21 protein-coding genes and 1 pseudogene are annotated in these 19542 nt (G+C 60.9%); 10 read left to right on the plus strand and 12 right to left on the minus strand.

Annotation, left to right across the window (positions count from 1 at the left end; all coding sequences use genetic code 11):
• The 5 genes and pseudogenes from ACFE0K_RS01890 to dxs all read left to right on the plus strand — a co-directional run.
• Positions 1-304, plus strand: a pseudogene (locus ACFE0K_RS01890) (porin); the annotation flags it as partial.
• Positions 305-807: 503 nt separating this feature from the next.
• Entirely contained in the window at positions 808-1050 is a 243-nt protein-coding gene (locus ACFE0K_RS01895) for an exodeoxyribonuclease VII small subunit (protein ID WP_434534451.1), read from the plus strand.
• On the plus strand, positions 1040-1210 hold the full coding sequence (locus ACFE0K_RS01900; RefSeq protein ID WP_434534452.1) for a hypothetical protein: 171 nt from the start codon (positions 1040-1042) through the stop codon (positions 1208-1210). The genes ACFE0K_RS01895 and ACFE0K_RS01900 overlap by 11 nt, the downstream gene beginning before the upstream one ends.
• Before the next feature lie 96 nt (positions 1211-1306).
• A complete protein-coding gene (locus ACFE0K_RS01905) occupies positions 1307-1936 on the plus strand; it encodes a polyprenyl synthetase family protein (protein ID WP_434534470.1) in 630 nt (209 codons plus the stop codon).
• Between the two features lie 66 nt (positions 1937-2002).
• A complete protein-coding gene (gene dxs, locus ACFE0K_RS01910) occupies positions 2003-3919 on the plus strand; it encodes a 1-deoxy-D-xylulose-5-phosphate synthase (RefSeq protein ID WP_434534453.1) in 1917 nt (638 codons plus the stop codon).
• 157 nt (positions 3920-4076) lie between these two features.
• Here the strand turns inward: dxs and ACFE0K_RS01915 are convergent, their stop codons facing one another.
• The 9 genes from ACFE0K_RS01915 to ACFE0K_RS01955 form a co-directional block, all read right to left on the minus strand.
• Positions 4077-5303 (minus strand): diguanylate cyclase domain-containing protein, encoded by a 1227-nt coding sequence (locus ACFE0K_RS01915; RefSeq protein ID WP_434534454.1) that lies wholly within the window; start codon positions 5301-5303, stop codon positions 4077-4079.
• 188 nt (positions 5304-5491) lie between these two features.
• Entirely contained in the window at positions 5492-5977 is a 486-nt protein-coding gene (locus ACFE0K_RS01920) for a phosphatidylglycerophosphatase A family protein (protein ID WP_434534455.1), read from the minus strand.
• A gap of 119 nt (positions 5978-6096) precedes the next feature.
• Complete coding sequence (gene thiL / locus ACFE0K_RS01925) at positions 6097-7050, minus strand: thiamine-phosphate kinase (RefSeq protein ID WP_434534456.1); 954 nt, start codon at positions 7048-7050, stop codon at positions 6097-6099.
• A 40-nt stretch (positions 7051-7090) separates the two neighbouring features.
• Positions 7091-7543 (minus strand): transcription antitermination factor NusB, encoded by a 453-nt coding sequence (gene nusB, locus ACFE0K_RS01930; protein ID WP_035244976.1) that lies wholly within the window; start codon positions 7541-7543, stop codon positions 7091-7093.
• Between the two features lie 60 nt (positions 7544-7603).
• Positions 7604-8074, minus strand: coding sequence for a 6,7-dimethyl-8-ribityllumazine synthase (gene ribH, locus ACFE0K_RS01935; protein ID WP_434534457.1), 471 nt, complete (start codon positions 8072-8074; stop codon positions 7604-7606).
• A gap of 79 nt (positions 8075-8153) precedes the next feature.
• Positions 8154-9263, minus strand: coding sequence for a bifunctional 3,4-dihydroxy-2-butanone-4-phosphate synthase/GTP cyclohydrolase II (gene ribBA / locus ACFE0K_RS01940; protein ID WP_434534458.1), 1110 nt, complete (start codon positions 9261-9263; stop codon positions 8154-8156).
• A gap of 207 nt (positions 9264-9470) precedes the next feature.
• Positions 9471-10136 carry a riboflavin synthase gene (locus ACFE0K_RS01945; RefSeq protein WP_434534459.1) on the minus strand — a complete coding sequence of 222 codons (666 nt, stop codon included), beginning with the start codon at positions 10134-10136 and terminating at the stop codon, positions 9471-9473.
• Between the two features lie 113 nt (positions 10137-10249).
• Entirely contained in the window at positions 10250-11380 is a 1131-nt protein-coding gene (gene ribD, locus ACFE0K_RS01950; protein ID WP_434534460.1) for a bifunctional diaminohydroxyphosphoribosylaminopyrimidine deaminase/5-amino-6-(5-phosphoribosylamino)uracil reductase RibD, read from the minus strand.
• Between the two features lie 10 nt (positions 11381-11390).
• Positions 11391-12359, minus strand: a complete 969-nt coding sequence (locus ACFE0K_RS01955; protein WP_434534461.1) for a LysR family transcriptional regulator — start codon at positions 12357-12359, stop codon at positions 11391-11393.
• A 96-nt stretch (positions 12360-12455) separates the two neighbouring features.
• Between ACFE0K_RS01955 and ACFE0K_RS01960 the strand changes: the two genes are divergently transcribed.
• Both ACFE0K_RS01960 and ACFE0K_RS01965 read left to right on the plus strand, forming a co-directional pair.
• The gene (locus ACFE0K_RS01960; protein ID WP_434534462.1) at positions 12456-12662 is read left to right on the plus strand and encodes a hypothetical protein; all 207 of its coding nucleotides are present in this window, start codon (positions 12456-12458) and stop codon (positions 12660-12662) included.
• A gap of 7 nt (positions 12663-12669) precedes the next feature.
• Positions 12670-13587, plus strand: coding sequence for a sodium-dependent bicarbonate transport family permease (locus ACFE0K_RS01965; RefSeq protein ID WP_434534463.1), 918 nt, complete (start codon positions 12670-12672; stop codon positions 13585-13587).
• 90 nt (positions 13588-13677) lie between these two features.
• On the opposite strand, the gene nrdR is transcribed toward ACFE0K_RS01965, so the two are convergent.
• The 3 genes from nrdR to glyA are packed head-to-tail and all read right to left on the minus strand — an operon-like array spanning position 13678 to position 15853.
• Complete coding sequence (nrdR, locus tag ACFE0K_RS01970) at positions 13678-14148, minus strand: transcriptional regulator NrdR (RefSeq protein ID WP_434534464.1); 471 nt, start codon at positions 14146-14148, stop codon at positions 13678-13680.
• Between the two features lie 49 nt (positions 14149-14197).
• The gene (locus tag ACFE0K_RS01975) at positions 14198-14554 is read right to left on the minus strand and encodes a four helix bundle protein (protein ID WP_434534465.1); all 357 of its coding nucleotides are present in this window, start codon (positions 14552-14554) and stop codon (positions 14198-14200) included.
• Between the two features lie 42 nt (positions 14555-14596).
• Positions 14597-15853, minus strand: a complete 1257-nt coding sequence (gene glyA, locus ACFE0K_RS01980) for a serine hydroxymethyltransferase (protein WP_434534466.1) — start codon at positions 15851-15853, stop codon at positions 14597-14599.
• 281 nt (positions 15854-16134) lie between these two features.
• Here glyA and ACFE0K_RS01985 point away from each other — a divergent pair, with 281 nt between their 5' ends.
• The 3 genes from ACFE0K_RS01985 to ACFE0K_RS01995 form a co-directional block, all read left to right on the plus strand.
• Positions 16135-17301, plus strand: a complete 1167-nt coding sequence (locus ACFE0K_RS01985) for a helix-turn-helix transcriptional regulator (RefSeq protein ID WP_434534467.1) — start codon at positions 16135-16137, stop codon at positions 17299-17301.
• Between the two features lie 136 nt (positions 17302-17437).
• Positions 17438-19105, plus strand: coding sequence for an energy-dependent translational throttle protein EttA (ettA, locus tag ACFE0K_RS01990; RefSeq protein WP_434534468.1), 1668 nt, complete (start codon positions 17438-17440; stop codon positions 19103-19105).
• A 67-nt stretch (positions 19106-19172) separates the two neighbouring features.
• A partial coding sequence (locus ACFE0K_RS01995) for a PilZ domain-containing protein (RefSeq protein ID WP_434534469.1) occupies positions 19173-19542 on the plus strand: 370 nt, incomplete at its 3' end.

A 19542-nucleotide genomic window follows, 5' to 3' on the forward strand; every position in this document is an offset into this window, starting at 1 on the left:
TGCCGACCCCGTCACCTACAACCTGTACGGCTCCTACCGCTGGAACAAGTACACCTTCAAGGCCATGTACGCCCAGGCGGAGGAGACCAGAGGAGAAGGAGAAACCTTTTTCCAGGGGGATTCCGTCCATGTGGGCATGGACTACCAGCACACCGAGGCGCTCAAGTTCTTCGCCGAATACTTCTATGAGGAGCTGGGCTACGCCATCTACACCCCCAACTCGGACAGCTTCAATCCGTTGGCTGGCTATCAGGTACAAAGCGACGGCCAGGTCTTCACGGTGGGGTTGCGCTACGATTTCTGACGGCGACGGTACGGCTTAGTGCAGCTTGAAACGTAACAGGCCGCGCCCTGGCTGGGCACGGCCTGTTGTTGTTAATTCTTGAGCCTTTCGCGTTGTTGCCGCGTAGAGAGGATCCCCGCCGGTGACGCAGACTAAACGCCATAGCTTAGGAGATCAGAGGAAGAAGCTGCCTGCGGCCTCCGGCGGGCCTTTCACTATAAGCAGGCCGCCGCCAGCACCGGAACCCCCTGTTTAGAACCATTTGGAATCAATCCTCCCCGGCTTCTGAAAGCTCGTGTTTACCCCTTCATTATCAGCCACTTGCAACCCATCAATAAAATCGAACAATGGGCCAGCGGTCCCCCACAGATCCGTAGATAGCAATTGATTCACCACCGCCTGTGCATTACTGTTCCCGCCGGATGCACTGACCCAGACCGCCCAAATTGCCTTTCCGACTGCTATCATCGCACCTGTGAATAGCTCAGCGCGTTTTGGTGACATACTCAGGCTAGGAGATACCCATGGCAAAGCAGGCAGCCCCCGCGCTGGAAACCTCACTGGACAATCTGGAATCCCTGGTGGAAAAGATGGAATCCGGTGACCTGACCCTGGAAGAATCCCTGAAAGCCTTTGAAGAAGGGGTTCGCCTGTCCCGGGAGTGCCAGCAGGCCCTGCAGCAAGCCGAGCAGAAGGTACGCATTCTGCTGGAACAGAACACTGACGCCGAGCCGGCTCCTTTTGCCGGTGAAGACAATGGCCAGTAACTTCCCCGCCCTGGACCTTCTCGGCGAGACCAGCCGCGCCCGTCTGGAGCAGGCACTGGACACCTTCGTGCCTGCCGCCAGTGCCGCACCACGCCTGAGCCTGGCCATGCGCTATGCGGCCCTCAGCGGCGGCAAGCGCATCCGCCTCTCACGGGTCTAGGGGCCCGCCCAACTGGCCGGGGCCGAACCGGCCAGGGCCGATGTGCCCGCCGCCGCCGTGGAACTGATCCATGCCTAGTCGCAGGTCCACGACGACCTGCCAGCCATGGACGACGACGACCTGCGGCGGGGCCAACCCACCTGCCACAAGGCTTTCGACGAAGCCACCGCCATCCTGGCCGGCGACACCCTGCATACCCGTGCTTTCGAATTGCTCGCCAACAGCGGCCATTACCGCGCAGAAACCCGCATCGCCATGATCCAGCACCTGTGCCTGGCCGCCGGCGTGGACGGCATGGCCGCCGGCCAGATGCAGGACATGCTCGCCCAGGGCCAGCAGCAGACTGTCGCGGCACTGGAAGAAATGCATTATCTGAAGACCGGCCGGCTGATCACTGCCAGCCTGCAACTGGGATACTTCGCCGCTGAAGTGGATGCCACTGCGCTGCTCGACGACCTGAACCGGTTTGGTGATGCCATCGGCCTGGCCTTCCAGATACAGGACGATATTCTCGATATCACCGCCGGCACCGAACAGCTGGGCAAACCCTCCGGCTCCGACCAGAAACTGCAGAAAAGCACGTTTCCTTCCCTGCTTGGCCTGGAGCAGAGCCAACAGCGGGCCCGGGAGCTTTGCCAACAGGCCCAACAGACCCTGGCGGGCTACGGAGAACGCGCCCAACCCCTGCAACAATTGGCGCAATACATCATCTCCCGCGATCACTGACGCCTGACGCCTGCTGAAGGTATACTAGGGTCTCATTTCGCCGTGCATCTCAGGCTGCATACCTCTATGCCCAAGACATTTACGCAAATCCCGCTGACTCGCCCGGCCACTCCGCTGCTGGACACGCTGACCAGCCCCGCCGAGTTACGAAGGCTGCCAGCCACGCGGCTGGAGCAGGTGGTGGACGAACTGCGTGAATACCTGCTCTACGCGGTGGGCCAATGTGGCGGCCACTTCGGCGCCGGCCTGGGCGTGGTGGAACTGACAGTGGCCCTCCACTACCTCTACAACACCCCCGACGACCGGCTGGTGTGGGATGTGGGCCACCAGTGCTACCCGCACAAGATTCTCACCGGCCGCCGCGAAGGCATCACCAGTATCCGCCAGCAGGATGGCCTGTCCGGTTTTCCCAAGCGTAGCGAATCCGAGTACGACACCTTCGGTGTGGGCCACTCCTCTACCTCCATCAGCGCCGCCCTGGGCATGGCGCTGGGCGCGGAAATGGCGGGCAGTGACCGTCGTGCCGTGGCCATCATCGGCGACGGTGCCATGACCGCCGGCCAGGCCTTCGAGGCCATGAGCCACGCCGCCCACACCCGTTCCAACCTGCTGGTGATCCTCAACGACAACAACATGTCGATTTCCCACAACGTGGGCGGCCTGTCCAACTACTTCGCCCGCATCTGGGCCAGCAAGAGCTATATCGCCCTGCGCGAAGGCGGCAAGAAGGTGCTCTCCACCATGCCCGCGGCCTGGGATTTCATCCGCCGCACCGAAGAGAGCATGAAGAACATGGTGAGCCCGGACATGCTGTTCGAGGCCATCGGCTTCAACTACATCGGCCCCATCGACGGCCATAATGTGGACGAGCTGGTGCGCACCCTGGGCAACATGCGCGCCCTGGAAGGCCCCCAGTTGCTGCATATCTACACCACCAAGGGCAAGGGCTTTGCCGCCGCCGAAGCCGACCCGGTGGGCTACCACGCCATCAACAAGATCGAGCCCAAACCCAAGGTGCAGGTGGCCGTGCCCAGCCAGCCGAAGAAACCCAAATACCAGGACATCTTCGGCCAGTGGCTGTGCGACATGGCCGAGCAGGACAAGCGTCTGGTGGGCATTACCCCGGCCATGTGCGAAGGCTCCGGCATGGTGGAATTCAGCCGGCGCTTCCCGGATCGCTTCCATGACGTGGCGATTTGCGAACAGCACGCGGTGACTCTGGCCGGTGGCCTGGCCTGTGAAAACCAGAAACCGGTGGTGGCGATCTACTCCACCTTCCTGCAGCGCGGCTACGACCAGCTGATCCATGACGTGGCCCTGCAGGATCTGGATGTGACCTTCGGCCTGGACCGGGCCGGGCTGGTGGGCGAAGACGGCGCCACCCATGGCGGCGTGTTTGACCTGGCCTACCTGCGCACGGTGCCCAACATGATCATCGCCGCGCCTTCCGACGAAAACGAGTGTCGGCAGTTACTGTACAGCGCCTACCAACACGAAGGCCCGGCGGCGGTGCGCTACCCGCGCGGCACCGGGCCCGGCGTAGAGATTGAAAAGACCATGGACGCCCTGCCCATCGGCCAGGCGCGCACCCTGCGCGACGGTCAACAGGTGGCGATCCTGGCGTTCGGCGCCCTCACTCCGGCAGCGCAGGAAGCGGGCAAGGCCCTCAATGCCACGGTGCTGGATATGCGCTGGGTGAAGCCGCTGGATCGTGACGCCATCCTCAAGGCTGCCGCCAATCACACCCTGCTGGTAACCGTGGAAGACCACCAGCGTATGGGCGGTGCCGGCTCGGCGGTGAACGAACTGCTTCACGAGGAAGGCCTGCTGGTGGATGTGCTCAACCTGGCCCTGCCGGACCACTTCATCCACCACGGCAAGCGGGATGTATTACTGGCCGAGGCCGGACTGGATGCCCAGGGCATCGAGACACAAATCCGCACCCGCCTGAGCGAACAGCAACGCCTGCGCGAGGCGCGCTGAGGCGAGCACTCAAAACCTTTCACCACAGAGACACAGAGTCCACTGAAGAAATGCGTTCTCTCAGTGGACTCTGTGTCTCTTGTGGGAAATCAGATTTCCTGATCTTCTAGGGTGCTCTGAGCCTACGTACAAACCCGAGCCACCCAGCAAGCATCCCCTACAACCCCTTGTCATCCTTGACCAGCCGCACTCTGGGTGGCGGTTCATACAGTCGCCAGGTGTCCCTTCCGCTTTGTTTCGCCTGGTACAGGGCGCGGTCCGCCGCGTCCAGCAGGGCCCTTGCGGTCTGCTTTGGCCCCGGAGTCAGTACGGCAACACCCACGCTGACGGTGACTTCACCGGTATCGGGATTACGGGAATGGGGCATTGCCAAAGCGCGTATCGAGCGACAGATCCGGGAGGCCAGTTGTTGTGCCTCGGTGTCAGCAATACCGGGATAGAGCAATACAAATTCCTCACCACCGAAGCGCGCTACCACGTCACCACCCCGTCGCCCATAACGCCGCAATTCACTGGATAGCTGCTGCAGACAGCGGTCACCCTGCAAGTGTCCGTAATGGTCGTTGTAGGCTTTGAAGCAGTCCACATCCACCAGCATGATGGTCAGCGGTTGCTGCTCACGCTGGCAGCGCCGCCATTCCCGATCCAGGGCCTCATCAAAGGAGCGCCGATTGGCCAGCCCGGTAAGGCTGTCCTCCCGACTGAGCCGATGCAAGCGTTCTGCCAGGGCCTGGGTGCGCTGCTGCTGGCGCAGCAGTTGCCGCTGGTTGAAAAACAGCAGCCGATCTCGCACCTCGGAGGTATAGCACAAAAACATACCCAGCAGACTCACCCCGGTATAGGTACGGTGCGCCACCTGCCAGTCCACCCCGTGACCGAAGCGCTCCGACAGCAACCAGCCCAGCAGCCCCCCGCCCCAACAGGCCGCTACCGCCACCGGAAAGCGCAGGCCCACCATGGCGTAGACAATCACCAACGCATAAATCACCGATACATGGGCCAACTGGACGGAGACCGACCCGTCGATAAAACCGGGAATGGCCATGGACACTGCCACAGCCAGAAAACTGCCCAGCCCCGCATACCAGGGGAAATAACGATTCAGGGCCGACACCTGGGCCAGACCGCCAGCCACCAGCACGATGACCCCCACCCAGATATAGGTCGCCAGCCAGCGGCCACGCACCGCTTCCGGCGCCAGCGCATAAATACCGGTGATCAGCAGGAGATAAAGCAGAAGAATATAAAAGGCATTAACCCGGAAACCTTCCACGGCTTCCCGGCACTGATATTCACGGTATTCTGTTTCCAGGCGCCGGGGAAAGCGTAACCAGCGCACCCCCGGCACCACCACCCGCCTGGAACGGGGATCGGTATCCGACATGGCAAATCCCTGCCTGCGGTTGGTCAGTTATTATCCATTCAGGCTAAGAGCTAACTCGGTGTGGCGCCATCCTTTTCGTGCCAGCGGTAGTGACAAAACGATATTAGGGCAATTCACACTAATGCAACAAGGCACATATTGGCAGCCTGCAACCTCTGCCCATCGTGGCGACGTTTCTCCGCGATTGCTCAGGTAAACCACTGCGGCAGAAACACAATCAGCAGCTGTACCACCACCGCCGCATACACCCCGGCCAGCAGGTCGTCCACCATGATTCCCAGCCCGCCTTCCACACGACGGTCCAGCCAGCCGATGGGCCAGGGCTTGATAATGTCGAACACCCGGAAAGCCACGAACCCTGCCAGCGCCCCCCACCAGGTCACTGGCACCGCAATCATGGTGATCAGCAGACCGGCAATTTCATCCCAGACAATGCCGGGGTGATCGTGCACATGCATGTCGTGAGAGGTTTTACCGCACAGGAACGGGCCCACCGCGATCACCAGCGCCGTCACGGCCAGATAACCCCACAGGGGGAGCTGGGCACACAACCACCAGATGGGCATTGCAGCCAGCGTACCGAAGGTGCCCGGCGCAATGGGCGCCAGGCCGGAACCGAAGCCGAAGGCAAGAAAGTGGACCGGGTTTGTCATCTTCGGGCGTTTCAGTTCCATCAACATCTCTCTTTAATTATTACGTAGGGTGCACTGAGCCGAAGGCGAACTACGCCATCAGACGTTGGGTCGGTGCAGTTCGCCTTCGGCTCAGTGCACCCTACGCTCGCCCTACGTTATCAAAAATGCTGCCAGCCAGTGGCGTGCAACGTGGTTATTGTTCCGTCCGGGGCTGCCAGCCGCAGGCCCTCCTGCGACTCAACCGTACCCAGACAATAGCAGCCCGGCGGCAGGCTTTCCTGCGCTGGCAGGGTAAAAAGCAGCAGGTAATCATCGCCGCCCTGCAGCTGCAATCGGCGTTGCTCTGCGTCGCTGCAACCGGCAAGCACCGCACTGCCCAGCGGCAAGGCGTCTTCCTGTAAACAGGCCCCCAGACGTCCGGATGCGGCCAGAATATGGCCCAGGTCCGCCAGTACCCCATCGGAGATATCGATGCAGGCCGTGGCGCGCCACGGATGCGCCTGCCCCAGCTCGAGTCGCTGAGACGGACGGCGGAAAGGTTCTAGCGCGGCACCGCTGCGCGCCCCCTGCTGCCATTGCTGCAGCCCCAGCAGTCCGGCACCGGTTACCCCGCCCACACAGATACGATCGCCTGCCTGCGCGCCATCACGGCGCAGGGCCTGCCCCGGCGGCACTGCCCCGGTGGCCTGAATGGAAACGGACAGCGAGCCCCGGGTCACATCCCCGCCCACCAGAGAGATGCCAGCCTGATCCGCCAAGCTAAACATGCCATCGGCAAACCCGGCCAGCCAGTCCTCATTCACATCAGGCAGGGTCAAGGAGAGCAGAAACCAGAGGGGATCGGCGCCCATGGCCGCCAGGTCGGACAGATTCACCGCCAGGCAGCGGTAGCCCACATCGGCGGCATCCATGTCGTCAGGGAAATGGCGCCCGCCCAGGCTGGTGTCCTGGGTCATCACCAGTTGCTGACCGGCAGGGGGAGCTAGGATGGCGGCATCATCACCGGGGCCGAGCACTACGCCGGCGTCTGGGCCGTGGTGTCCATGGCGATGAAAGTAACGCCGGATCAGGGAAAACTCATCCAGCGTCTGCAGCGTCGAGGTGTCTGTCATGGGAGAAGCATAGCGCGCAGGGAGCCCTGCGCGCACCCGCTCAATCGCGGAAAGGACGTTCTGACGCTTCCTGGTAACGCAGCTTGCGCGCCAGCTTGTCGAGCACGCCGTTGACGTACTTGAAGGAATCGTCGGCACCGAACACCTTGGCCAGTTCGATGCCTTCGTTGATCACCACCCGATAGGGCACATCCAGGCGCTCTTTCAGCTCGTAGGCGCCGAGACGCAGGATCGCTTTCTCGATCTGGGACAGTTCTTCTACCCGACGATCCAGATAGGGCGTCAGCAGCTCGTCGAGCTCTTTCACCTGGGCCGGCACCCCGTGCAGCAGGTCATGGAAGTACTCGCGATCTGCCTTGGCAAAATCCTGGTTAGCCAGGAACTGGGCTTCGATGTCGCTCACGGCGGCACCCGCCAGCTGCCACTGATACAGGGCCTGCATGGTGAATCGGCGCGCCTTGCGGCGGGCACTGGGTGTGGAAGGATTGTTCATGCTGCCTCAACGTCAGGAAGTAGTGCGGGACGCCTGCGCCCCGCGCCGCGTCCCGAATAATTACAGTGCCTTAAACAGGGAGACCATTTCCAGCGCGCTCATGGCCGCTTCGGCGCCCTTGTTGCCGGCCTTGGTACCGGAACGTTCGATGGCCTGTTCAATGGTGTCCACGGTCAATACACCGAAGACCACCGGTACGCCAGTGGCGTTCTGCACGGCGGCAATGCCTTTGGCCGCTTCACCGGCCACATATTCGAAGTGGGCGGTGCCACCGCGAATCACCGCACCCAGGGTGATCACTGCATCGTAATCGCGCTTTTCGATGACCTTCTTCACTGCCACCGGCATCTCCCAGGCACCGGGGACACGGATGATCTCGATGTCATCCGGGTTGACGCCGTGACGGACCAGCGCATCCACCGCGCCTTCCAGCAGCGCTTCCACCACAAAGCTGTTGAAACGGGCCACGACGATGCCGTAACGACCGCCCACATTGTTCAGAGTGCCTTCCAGGGTTTTGATGTTTTGCATGTTCATTCCTCGCTAACACGCTCCACGCTGTCACGCCACACGCGTGAAAGCGTGGAGCATGTTGCGTGCAAGCGTTAATTTAACTATCTGCTTCCACGTACTCGGTGATTTCCAGATCGAAACCACTGAGCGCATTGAATTTCATCGGCGAGCTGAGCAGGCGCATCTTGCGCACCCCCAGAGCCTTGAGAATCTGAGAACCGGTACCGATGTTACGGTAGGCCCGGGATTCCCCCTTGGGCTTGCTGGCAGTGCCGCCGAAGAAGGCTTCCAGCCGCTCCACGGTATCCTGGGATTCATAGTCCTGCCCCAGGATGATCACCACCCCGGCATCCGCACCAGATACCGCTTCCAGTACCCGATGCATGTTCCAGCCGGTGCGGCCGTTCATCTTGGCGCTCATCAGATCTCGCAGCGGATCCACCTGATGCACCCGAACGGTCACTTCCTTGTCTTCGCTGATCTCACCTTTGACCAGGGCCACATGGGTCAGGCCATCCACGGTGTCGCGGAAGGCGACCAGACGGAAATCACCGTACCAGGTATCCAGGGTGTTATCGGACATCAGTTCGATGGTTTTCTCGTTGAGCGCGCGGTACTGGATCAGATCGGCAATGGTGCCAATCTTCAGCTCGTGTTCCTTGGCAAACACTTCCAGGTCTTCCCGACGGGCCATGGAGCCATCGTCGTTCATCACCTCACAGATCACCCCGGCAGGCTCGCAACCGGCCAGCATGGCCAGATCGCAGGAGGCCTCGGTATGACCGGCGCGACGCAGCACGCCACCGGGCTCGGCCATCAACGGGAAAATGTGGCCAGGCTGGACGATGTCATAGGCGCGGGCATTACGGGCAACAGCGGCCTGCACGGTGCGGGCACGATCCGCAGCAGAGATCCCGGTGGTCACCCCTTCACGGGCCTCGATGGACACAGTGAACTTGGTACCGAACCCACTGCCGTTGCTCTGTACCATCAACGGCAACTCCAGCAGCTCGCAGCGCTCCCGGGACATGGGCATGCAGATCAGACCACGGCCGTAGCGGGCCATGAAATTGATGGCCTCGGCGGTGACATGCTCGGCGGCCATCACCAGATCGCCTTCGTTTTCCCGGTCTTCATCATCCATCAGGACAACCATCTTGCCCTGGCGAATATCTTCGATCAGTTCTTCAATACTGTTGAGCTGCATAGTGGTACTCGACCTATTTAGCGTGGAAGCAACGAGTGCTTCCTCTGCATTTTTCACCGGTGATGAGCTGCAAGCTGCAAGCTACAAGGAAAACCAGTGCAAACCCTGTCTTTCGGTACACGATATTCGCGTACTCAAGCCTGCAATTGATGGCAACTCGCTTTCATCGCGTTGAAGCTTGTCGCTTGCAGCCTGTTTCTGGCAGCGTCAGCTGCCCTTCAAAAACCCGTTTTCGGCCAGGAATGCCATGGAAATACCTTCCGCATTCGGCTCGGCGGCCTTGTCGCCCAGCAACAGGCGCTCCAGATAGCGGGCTATGATATCAACTTCCAGGTTCACTGGCGTCCCCACCTTCCATTGACCGATGGTGGTGACATCCTGGGTGTGGGGGATAATGTTCAGGGAGAATACCGCACCGTCCACGTTATTCACTGTCAGGCTGATGCCATCCACGGTAATAGAGCCCTTGTGGGCGATGTAGCGGGCCAGCTCCGCCGGCGCTTCGATATCGATGCGTACCGAGCGGGCATCCTGCTTCATCTGCACGATCTTGCCCAGGCCATCCACGTGACCACTGACCAGATGACCGCCCAGCCGGGTAGTCGGTGTCAGGGCCTTTTCCAGGTTCACCTGGCTGCCCACGGCGATCTGCTTGAGGGAGGTCAGCGACAGGGTCTCCCCGGACACATCCGCCTCGAAAGCACCGCCGGGCAGGGCCGTGGCGGTCAGGCAGACGCCGTTGACGGCAATGGAGTCTCCCAACTGCACATCGGAAAAATCCAGCGCATCGCTCTTGATCAGCAAGGTCACGTCGCCCCCCTTCGGGGTCATGGCCGCGACCTGGCCCATGGCTTCAATAATGCCGGTAAACATGGAAAACCTCGTTATTTCAGGCTGTAGGAGCGGCGCTTGAGCCGCGAAGCCAACTGCGGGAGCTTTGCCGAAGCGCTTCGCGGCTCAAGCGCCGCTCCTACGGCGAAATTCCATCACGCCGGAACCAGCGTCAGCCGCAGGTCATCACCGATCTGCCGCACGTCCTGCCACTTCAGCGAGACCTTCTCGCTCATACTGGCCAGTTGCGGCAAACCCAGCAGCGGGCGGGCCGATGAGCCCAGCAGGGCCGGCGCCATATAGACGATCAACTCGTCGAACAGCCCCTCGCGAACGAAGGCCCCGGCCAGCGTGGCGCCACATTCTACCAGTACTTCGTTGCATTCGCGCCGGTTCAGTTCGATCAGTAACTGTTGCAGGTCGATCCCGGACCCGGAGGCGGGTAACAGCATCACCTCGGCCCCGGCGGATTCCAGGGCTTTCTGCCGTCCCGGATGCTGCTCGCCGGCCACCAGCAGGCAATGACCCGGTGCGCTGACTACCGGCACATCCGGCGGGGTTTGCAGGGTACGATCCAGAATCACCCGCAGGGGCTGGCGCACGCGGTCACTGCCCCCCGAGTGTTGCTGATAGTCGGCCAGGGCCCACTGCTGCGGACGAACCGTGTAGGATGGCCGGTCCGCCAGCACCGTGCCGACACCGGTAATCACCGCAGAACTGCGGGCGCGCAGGCGCTGCACATCCTCGCGAGCCGCGGGACCGGTAATCCACTGGGACTCGCCACTGGCCATGGCCGTGCGACCATCCACACTGGCGGCAATCTTGATGCGCAAGTAGGGCCGCTGGCGTGTCATGCGCGAGATAAAGCCCGGATTCAGCGCCCGCGCTTCCGCTTCCAGCAAACCGGTGACTGTGTCGATGCCCCCCGCCGTTAGCGTTTGCATGCCATTACCGGCCACCTGGGGATTCGGGTCTTCCATGGCGGCGATCACCCTGGTCACTCCCGCGGCCACCAGCGCATCCGCGCAGGGCCCGGTACGACCGGTGTGGGAACAGGGCTCCAGAGTCACATAGGCAGTGGCCCCACGGGCCCGCTCACCGGCTGCTGCCAGGGCATGACGTTCGGCATGGGGCTCGCCGGCACGGGCATGAAACCCTTCCCCGACAATCTCGCCGTCGCGCACCAGCACGCACCCCACCCGGGGGTTGGGGTCGGTGGTGTACAGCCCCTGCTCTGCCAGCTGCAGAGCGCGGGCCATGTATTGATGATCCAGACGCGTAAACATGGCAGGCATTCTACTGGATGCAGGCCTCCGGTGCCGCAACAAAGCGACCTGCATCCTCCACAAAATCTGCCAGCACCGCTCTGCCCTCGTTAGCCATGAACTGCTGGAACGCCTGCGCCACAATAGAGAGTTTCTTCCCGGCAGGTCTCACCAGGTGCCATTGGGTGACAATGGGAAGGCCCGCCACCTTCAATGGCGACAGTCCCACCCAGCCCCCCAGGTTGAGGGTATGGGCCGACAGGATAGAAATGCCCAGCCCGGCCATCACCGAATGCCGGATAGCCTCATTGCTTTCCACCGTCATCTTCACATTCAGCTGTTTGCCCTGCTGCTGCAGATAATGCTCGATGGCATGGCGGGTGCCGGAGCCAGGTTCACGCATCAGGAAAGGCTCGTTGGCAATGTCATCCAGGGTCAGATGGGCGCGGCGGGACAGAGGGTGGTGTTCGGCGGCAATGGCCACCAGCGGATTATCCAGGAAGGCACTGGAGATCAGCGGGCGACCGCCGGGCACATGACTGAAGACGCAGAAATCATCCAGCCCCTGCTCCAGACGCTCAATAATCTGCTCACGGTTGCCCACATGGAAAGACACGTCCACGCCGGGATACTTGGCACAGAAGGGTCCCAGCAGATGGGGCACGAAGTACTTGGCCGTAGTGACCACCGCCAGGCGCAGGGTGCCGGCTTTGAGTCCGCGCAGGTCCGCCAGGGTCATGTCCAGATGCTCGAACTCCTCCATAACCCGGCGGGCACTGGCCACCGCCGCCAGGCCGGCATCGGTAAAGCGTAATTTGCGGCCTTGTTGCTGGTAGAGCGGCATTCCCATGGCATCCACCAGTTTGCGCAGCTGCATGGATACCGTGGGCTGTGTCAGGTGCAGCCTTTCCGCCGCCCCGGTCACGGTACCCGCCTCGTGCACCGCCAGCAGGATTTCCAGTTGTCTGAGGGTACCCACCCGGGCATGTAATCGGCTCATGATTAGACCTTTATCTATACATAACCTAGATAGTATCTATTTTTATCTAATACTTCTCTCTCGGATAATGGCCCCGTTTTCACTCCCGGAGGTCCCATGGCACAGCACACTCGACAGCGTCTTTTCATTCTCCTCGTTGCCCTGATCAATCTCGGCCTGGCCGCAGCCCTTAATGCCAACGGGCACGCCGGCATTGCTCTGGCAGTGATCGGCACCGCCTTGCTGCCTCTGGCCTGGCTGGCCGGGCGCAACCCGGTCGCCACCCCTGACGCCCAGCGAGGCGGGGACAGCTATGCAGCTTGATGCGGTCGTGCTTTTCTTCCTCCTGGGGCTGGCGGCCGGCGCATTAAAGGTTCGCCTTCCTTTCCCCGGCGGCCTTTATCAGAGCCTGACCCTGTTTCTACTGCTGGCCATCGGCCTGAAAGGCGGCGCCGCCCTGGCGGAACATGCCAGCCTGCAGATTGTCCGGGAGTCTTTGCTGGTAGTGGGCTTCGGCGTGGTTCTGCCGCTACTGGCCTTCCCGCTGCTGCGCTATGTGGGAGGGCTGAGCAGAGTCAACGCGTCTGCCATTGCCGCCCACTATGGCAGCGTGAGTGTGGCCACCTATGCGGTCGCCGTGGCCGTGCTGGATGCCGCTGGCGTGGCCTACGAACCTTATTTTCCGCTGTTTGTGGTGCTGCTGGAGATTCCCGCCATCATTGTCGGCCTGGTAATGGCAAAGGGCCTGTCCGCCGGCCTGGCCAGCCGCCAGCTGGCCCATGAAACCCTGCTCAGCCCGGGTATCGTGTTGATGGTGGGCGGCCTGCTGATCGGTGCCTTCGCCGGCGACAGCCTAACCAAGATTTCCCCGTTCTTCATGGACCTGTTCCAGGGCGCCCTGGCGTTGTTCCTGCTGAAGATGGGATTGATTACCACGGAACAGCTAGGCGCCCTCAAGCAGGACGGCCCGTTCCTGACCGCCTTCGGCGTCTTCATGCCACTGCTGGCGGGCGGACTGGGCGCCCTACTGGGCCAGGGACTGGGCCTGTCGGTGGGCGGCATCACCCTGCTGGCCGTACTGGGAGCCAGCGCCTCCTACATCGCCGTGCCCGCTGCCATGCGCGTGGCCCTGCCCCAGGCCAATGCCACCCTATCCATGGCGGCCTCACTGGGCATCACCTTTCCGTTCAATGTGCTGGCAGGCATCCCCCTGTATCTGCTGCTTGCCCAGTGGCTGCACGGCAGCTGAACCTTCCTTTGCAACACAACGAAAAAAGCCACCGGTCACAATCCTGTGACCGGTGGCTTTTATGCTCAATCTGACTAGAGAGCTAGCCGATTAATCGTTTTTCTTGTCGCTTTTTCCGCGCAGGCGATCCACTTCCGCAGAAAACTCGGAAATATCCTGGAAGCTGCGATACACGGACGCGAAGCGCACATAGGCCACATCGTCCAGTTGCTGCAACTCTTCCATCACGAACTCGCCCAGCTCCCGGGCCGGCAACTCACGCTCCCCGGTAGCCCGCAAGCGGTGGCAGACACGACTGATCGCTGCCTCCAGATCCTCCATGCTCACCGGCCGCTTCTCCAGCGCCCGCAACATGCCGGCCCGCAACTTGGCTTCATCAAAGGGCTGACGGGTACCATCGGATTTCACCAACCGCGGCATCACCAGCTCGGCGGTTTCAAAGGTAGTAAACCGTTCATTGCAGCTAAGGCACTCACGCCGACGACGCACCTGCCCGCCATCCGCGACCAGACGCGAGTCGATCACTTTGGTGTCTTGGGCCGAACAAAACGGGCAATACATGGGGACCCCAATTAATAGTTAATAATTAATAGTTAATAGCTAAAAACCATTAACTGCGTGTTTTGGTGGTTTTGATGATTGCCGTTAAAAGCCTGATCAGCTCTTCGGCATCGGCTTGCAAAGAAGACCCAGCTTCCGGATTAAAATATCCAGAGTCACACAGCAAGTCTATCCAGTAATCTGTCTCACTGGCTTCTTTCAGCGCAATGTGTAGCTTATGCACAAAGTCAGCTCTGCTTTCAGCATATTCAGCTTCCCTGACCAGAGCACCGATGGCAGTTCCACTGCGCAGTAGCTGTTTACTGAGCACATACTCCTTTCTTTCACTTTGCAGAAAACGGTAACTTTTCACCACCCGCAAAGCAAAAACGCGGGATTTCTCCCGCGCTGCACTTCTGGTCGTCATCCATGACTCCCGTTATTAATTATTCATTATTCATTATTAATTTTATCTCTCGTACACCGGCAACCGCGCACAAATCTCTTTCACTTTCCCCTTCACCGTCTCAATCACAGACTCATCGCCCATGTTGTCGAGGATGTCGCAGATCCAGCCGGCCAGGGCCGACGCGTCGGCTTCATTGAAACCGCGACGGGTGATGGAGGGGGAGCCGATGCGCAGGCCGGAGGTGACGAACGGGGAGCGCGGGTCGTTGGGGACAGCGTTCTTGTTCACGGTGATGTTGGCGCTGCCCAGGGCGGCATCCGCATCTTTACCGGTGATGTCCTGCTTGATCAGGCTGAGCAGGAACAGGTGGTTTTCGGTGCCGTTGGAAACCACATCGAAGCCACGCTCGATGAACACGCTGGCCATGGCCTGGGCGTTCTTCACTACCTGCTGCTGGTAGCCTTTGAAATCCGCCTGCATGGCTTCCTTGAAGCAGATCGCCTTGGCGGCAATCACGTGCTCCAGCGGGCCACCCTGGCCACCGGGGAATACCGCAGAGTTAATCTTCTTCTGAATCGCTTCGTTGGCCTTGCCCATGATCAGGCCGCCACGGGGACCGCCCAGCGTCTTGTGGGTAGTAGTGGTGGTGATGTCAGCAATGCCCACCGGGCTCGGGTAAACACCCGCGGCAACCAGACCGGCCACGTGGGCCATGTCCACCAGCAGGATGGCACCCACTTCGTCGGCGATGTCACGGAAACGCTGCCAGTCGACCACCTGGGAATAGGCAGAGAAACCGGCCACGATCATTTTCGGCTTGTGCTCACGGGCCAGGGCATCTACCTGGTCGTAGTCGATCAGACCGGTGTCGTTGTTCAGGCCGTACTGCACCGCGTTGTAGGTCTTGCCGGAGAAGTTGGGCTTGGCACCGTGGGTCAGGTGACCGCCGGCGTCTAGGCTCATGCCCAGCACGGTGTCGCCCGGCTGCAGCATGGCCATGTAGACCGCACCGTTGGCCTGGGAACCGGAATGCGGCTGCACGTTGGCCCAATCGGCACCAAACAGCTCACAGGCCCGGTCGATGGCCAGCTGCTCGACCACGTCCACATTCTCGCAACCGCCGTAATAGCGCTTGCCCGGGTAGCCTTCCGCGTATTTGTTGGTCAGCACGGACCCCTGGGCTTCCATGACCCGTGGAGACGCGTAGTTTTCAGAGGCAATCAGCTCGATATGCTCTTCCTGGCGAACTTCCTCGGCCTCGATGGCCGCCTGGATTTCCGGATCGAACTCGGCGATGGACATGGATTTCGGGAACATGGGCTACCTGTCAGCATGCAAAGAGATGGGTTGGGGCGCGTATTCTACCCAAAAGCCGCCGGCTTGGCACATGAAGGCCTTTCATTTCTCCATGACCTGCTCTCATTTGCCCGGCCTGGGCTCAGGCTCTCTGATCGCCCATCTCTGAGACCTGCGTCACATTTATTGCCAGTGGCCGGAGAGCCTGCCTAAACTGGTTATCAGGGGAAGTACTGATAATAAGTCGGAAGGGAAGCGGTTCCTGGTGTATGTCGAGTGACTGCCGTGCCGCGGGGAAGGTCATGGAAAGAGCGAGAGAGAGTACGACAGAGGGCGCCGCGGACGAGATTCTTCAGTTTATCGGGGACATATACGAAGCCTCATACCGCCCCGAGCACTGGAAGGTGGTCATCACCGAGCTATGCCGGCGCCTGGATGCCAAGTCCGGGGGTATCCATGTGGAGGACTACCACCAGAATACCCGCTACATGATGGCCTGTTACGGGCTACCCAAAGTCGCCGAGCTATCCTACCGGCTGGGCATGGCCAAATATGATCCCATCTATCAGATCCAGAGCCAGCGCCCCATCGGCAAGGCCGGCCTGGTCTGTCGGCATGATGAAGCCCGGCTGGCTCACCCGCTCTACTACCGCCTGATCGCAAAACCCAACGATCTGGGCTACGTGGCCGCCATCAGCTTTTTCAACGATGACCACTGGCATGTGGGCATTGGTGTTCACCGCTCCTTCAAGGCGGAACCCTTTGGTGAAAGAGAACTGCAGCTGCTGAATCAGCTGGCCCCCCATTTTCAGCGGGCCTTGCTGATCCAGCGTCAGCTGCATCTTCAGGAAAGCCGGGCACAAACGCTCCAGTACGCCCTGTCCAAAGTCATGCTGGGCACGGTTATCGTCGACAATGACAACCGCATCCGCTATTGCAATGACCTGGCCACCCTGCTGCTGGAGACCCATCCCGCCCTGGTGCAGACCCAGCAGGGATTCAAGGCCTATTACCCGGAGGACGACCTGAAGCTCCAGGAAATGCTGCTACGCCTGCGCGAGCCCCTCAACCACGCCCCCTGGCCACAGGACCAGGCGGTGGGTTTGCGCCATCCGGACCGGAGCCATCCTCTTACCCTGATTGGCGTACCCTGCCACGAGGCGCCGCACTCGCAATTTGGCCCGGCGGAACCCGGGCTGGTGGTACTTTATCTGTCAGACCCCGGCGCCGCCTTCAATGCCTCCGAGGAACAACTGATCCAGACATTTGGCCTGAGCCGCAAGGAAGCCGGCATCGCCATCGCCCTCACCAACGGTCTTGATCTCAAGGAAATCAGTAACCAGAAAGGTGTCAGTCTGGCCACCGTACGCAGCCAACTGAAAGGCATCTTCCACAAACTCGGGGTAAACAAGCAGCAGGATATCATCCGGATCCTGCTCGGCAGCGGCATTGGCAGCTCCCCGCACTAGGGAGCCTGCAACTGCCCATCTCCTGATCCTCCGGGGCCCACAGCCTTTCACTCGGCGCCGCTTTCCGTTAGCTTAGGCGCCATTCCGACGGGGCCCTGCGGGCCCCGTACACTCAATGACACTGCGGTCGGAGTTTATGAGCCAGTACATCTTCACCATGGACAAGGTGGGCAAGGTTGTCCCGCCGAAAAAGCACATTCTCAAAGACATTTCCCTGTCCTTCTTCCCCGGCGCCAAGATCGGTGTGCTGGGCCTGAACGGCTCGGGTAAATCCACCCTGCTGCGCATCATGGCCGGGGTCGACAAGGACTATCTGGGTGAAGCACGGCCGCAGCCGGGCACCAATATCGGCTACCTGCCCCAGGAGCCGGAGCTGGACCCGAGCAAGAATGTCCGCGAAATCGTCGAAGAAGCCCTGTCCGAGATCCTCAGCGCCCAGCAGCGCCTCGACGAAGTCTATGCCGCCTATGCGGAAGAGGATGCGGATTTCGACAAGCTGGCCGCCGAGCAGGCCAAGCTGGAAGCCATCATCGAAACCAGCGATGCCCATAACCTGGAGCGCAAGCTGGAAATCGCCGCCGACGCCCTGCGTCTGCCGCCCTGGGACGCCAGCGTCGAGCACCTGTCCGGTGGTGAGCGCCGCCGGGTGGCCCTGTGCCGCCTGATCATGAGCGCCCCGGACATGCTGCTGCTGGATGAGCCCACCAACCACCTGGACGCAGAATCCGTGGCCTGGCTGGAGCGCTTCCTGCACGAGTTCCCCGGTACCGTGGTGGCGGTGACTCACGACCGCTACTTCCTGGACAACTCCTGCGAATGGATTCTGGAGCTGGACCGCGGCGAAGGCATCCCCTGGAAAGGCAACTACTCCTCCTGGCTGGAACAGAAAGAGAAGCGTCTGGAGCAAGAAGCCAAATCCGAATCCGCCCACCGCAAGACCGTGGAAAAGGAACTGGAGTGGGTGCGCCAGAACCCCAAAGGGCGTCGCAGCAAGAACAAGGCCCGGGTGAGCGCGTTCGAAGAGCTGGCCAGCCAGGAGTTCCAGAAACGTAACGAAACCCAGGAACTCTATATCCCACCGGGTGACCGTCTCGGTGAGCAGGTTTTCGAGCTACACAATGTGGGCAAGCAGTTCGACCACAAACTGCTCTACGAAGACCTGAGCTTCCAGATTCCCCGTGGTGCCATTGTCGGCATTATCGGCCCCAACGGTGCCGGTAAAACCACCCTGTTCCGCATGCTGGCGGGCCAGGAAACCCCGGATAACGGTGAAATCGTCACCGGCGACACCGTGCAGATGGCCTACGTGGACCAGAGCCGGGAAGACCTGGACGGCAAGAAAACCGTCTGGGAAGAAGTCTCCGAGGGCAACGACATCCTCAAGATCGGCAACTACGAAGTCCCCAGCCGCGCCTACCTGGGCCGCTTCAACTTCAAGGGTGGCGATCAGCAGAAACGGGTCGGCGATCTGTCCGGTGGGGAACGAAACCGTCTTCACCTTGCCAAACTGCTCAAGCAGGGCGCCAATGTGCTGCTGCTCGATGAGCCTACCAACGACCTGGATGTGGAAACCCTGCGGGCCCTGGAAGAGGCCCTGCTGGCCTTCCCCGGCTGCGCCATCGTGATTTCGCACGATCGCTGGTTCCTGGATCGGGTGGCCACCCACATCCTCTCCTTCGAAGGGGATGCAAGGGTAGAATGGTTTGAAGGCTCCTATACCGAGTACGAGGAGTTCAAGCGCAAGCAACTGGGTGACGACGCCCTGCAGCCCAAGCGCATGAAGTACAAGCGTATCGAGGTATAAGACAAGAGAGGGTCACCCCGGCAGCAGGAGCGTCGCCGGGGTGCGGGGATCAACAAGGACAAACAACATGAATGAACGGCGCCGGGCCAACCGCGTTGCCTTTGATGGCGAAGCCACACTGACCTTTCAGCAGGATACCGTTGCGGTAGAACTGGCGGACCTGTCCGTCATGGGCGCCCAGGTTCACAGCAGCCACCCGCTGGCCCTGCCTGATGCCTCGCCGGTCACCTTGACTATCACCCTGGAAGACTCGGACATTCATCTGACCCTGCCCGGCACAGTGAAACGCCAGCAGGGCCTGGAAATCGGCATCATGTTCAGCCACCCGTCCGTGGACGAAATGCAGCATCTGCGTCGCCTGGTCATGCTTCACCAGGGGGATGAAGGAGAAGACAACCCCAGCGACCTGCGACAGCGCGAGCTAACCGGAACCCCCA

This window comes from Alcanivorax sp. (assembly GCF_051117345.1).
Lineage (GTDB): Bacteria > Pseudomonadota > Gammaproteobacteria > Pseudomonadales > Alcanivoracaceae > Alcanivorax.

Bases quoted from the DNA above. Each gene is read 5' to 3' on its own strand.
- ACFE0K_RS01895 (WP_434534451.1), top strand. From the start codon at position 808: ATGGCAAAGCAGGCAGCCCCCGCGCTGGAAACCTCACTGGACAATCTG.
- ACFE0K_RS01900 (WP_434534452.1), top strand. From the start codon at position 1,040: ATGGCCAGTAACTTCCCCGCCCTGGACCTTCTCGGCGAGACCAGCCGC.
- dxs (WP_434534453.1), top strand. From the start codon at position 2,003: ATGCCCAAGACATTTACGCAAATCCCGCTGACTCGCCCGGCCACTCCG.
- ACFE0K_RS01915 (WP_434534454.1), bottom strand. From the start codon at position 5,303: ATGTCGGATACCGATCCCCGTTCCAGGCGGGTGGTGGTGCCGGGGGTG.
- ACFE0K_RS01920 (WP_434534455.1), bottom strand. From the start codon at position 5,977: ATGGAACTGAAACGCCCGAAGATGACAAACCCGGTCCACTTTCTTGCC.
- thiL (WP_434534456.1), bottom strand. From the start codon at position 7,050: ATGACAGACACCTCGACGCTGCAGACGCTGGATGAGTTTTCCCTGATC.
- nusB (WP_035244976.1), bottom strand. From the start codon at position 7,543: ATGAACAATCCTTCCACACCCAGTGCCCGCCGCAAGGCGCGCCGATTC.
- ribH (WP_434534457.1), bottom strand. From the start codon at position 8,074: ATGCAAAACATCAAAACCCTGGAAGGCACTCTGAACAATGTGGGCGGT.
- ribBA (WP_434534458.1), bottom strand. From the start codon at position 9,263: ATGCAGCTCAACAGTATTGAAGAACTGATCGAAGATATTCGCCAGGGC.
- ACFE0K_RS01945 (WP_434534459.1), bottom strand. From the start codon at position 10,136: ATGTTTACCGGCATTATTGAAGCCATGGGCCAGGTCGCGGCCATGACC.
- ribD (WP_434534460.1), bottom strand. From the start codon at position 11,380: ATGTTTACGCGTCTGGATCATCAATACATGGCCCGCGCTCTGCAGCTG.
- ACFE0K_RS01955 (WP_434534461.1), bottom strand. From the start codon at position 12,359: ATGAGCCGATTACATGCCCGGGTGGGTACCCTCAGACAACTGGAAATC.
- ACFE0K_RS01960 (WP_434534462.1), top strand. From the start codon at position 12,456: ATGGCACAGCACACTCGACAGCGTCTTTTCATTCTCCTCGTTGCCCTG.
- nrdR (WP_434534464.1), bottom strand. From the start codon at position 14,148: ATGTATTGCCCGTTTTGTTCGGCCCAAGACACCAAAGTGATCGACTCG.
- ACFE0K_RS01975 (WP_434534465.1), bottom strand. From the start codon at position 14,554: ATGACGACCAGAAGTGCAGCGCGGGAGAAATCCCGCGTTTTTGCTTTG.
- glyA (WP_434534466.1), bottom strand. From the start codon at position 15,853: ATGTTCCCGAAATCCATGTCCATCGCCGAGTTCGATCCGGAAATCCAG.
- ACFE0K_RS01985 (WP_434534467.1), top strand. From the start codon at position 16,135: ATGGAAAGAGCGAGAGAGAGTACGACAGAGGGCGCCGCGGACGAGATT.
- ettA (WP_434534468.1), top strand. From the start codon at position 17,438: ATGAGCCAGTACATCTTCACCATGGACAAGGTGGGCAAGGTTGTCCCG.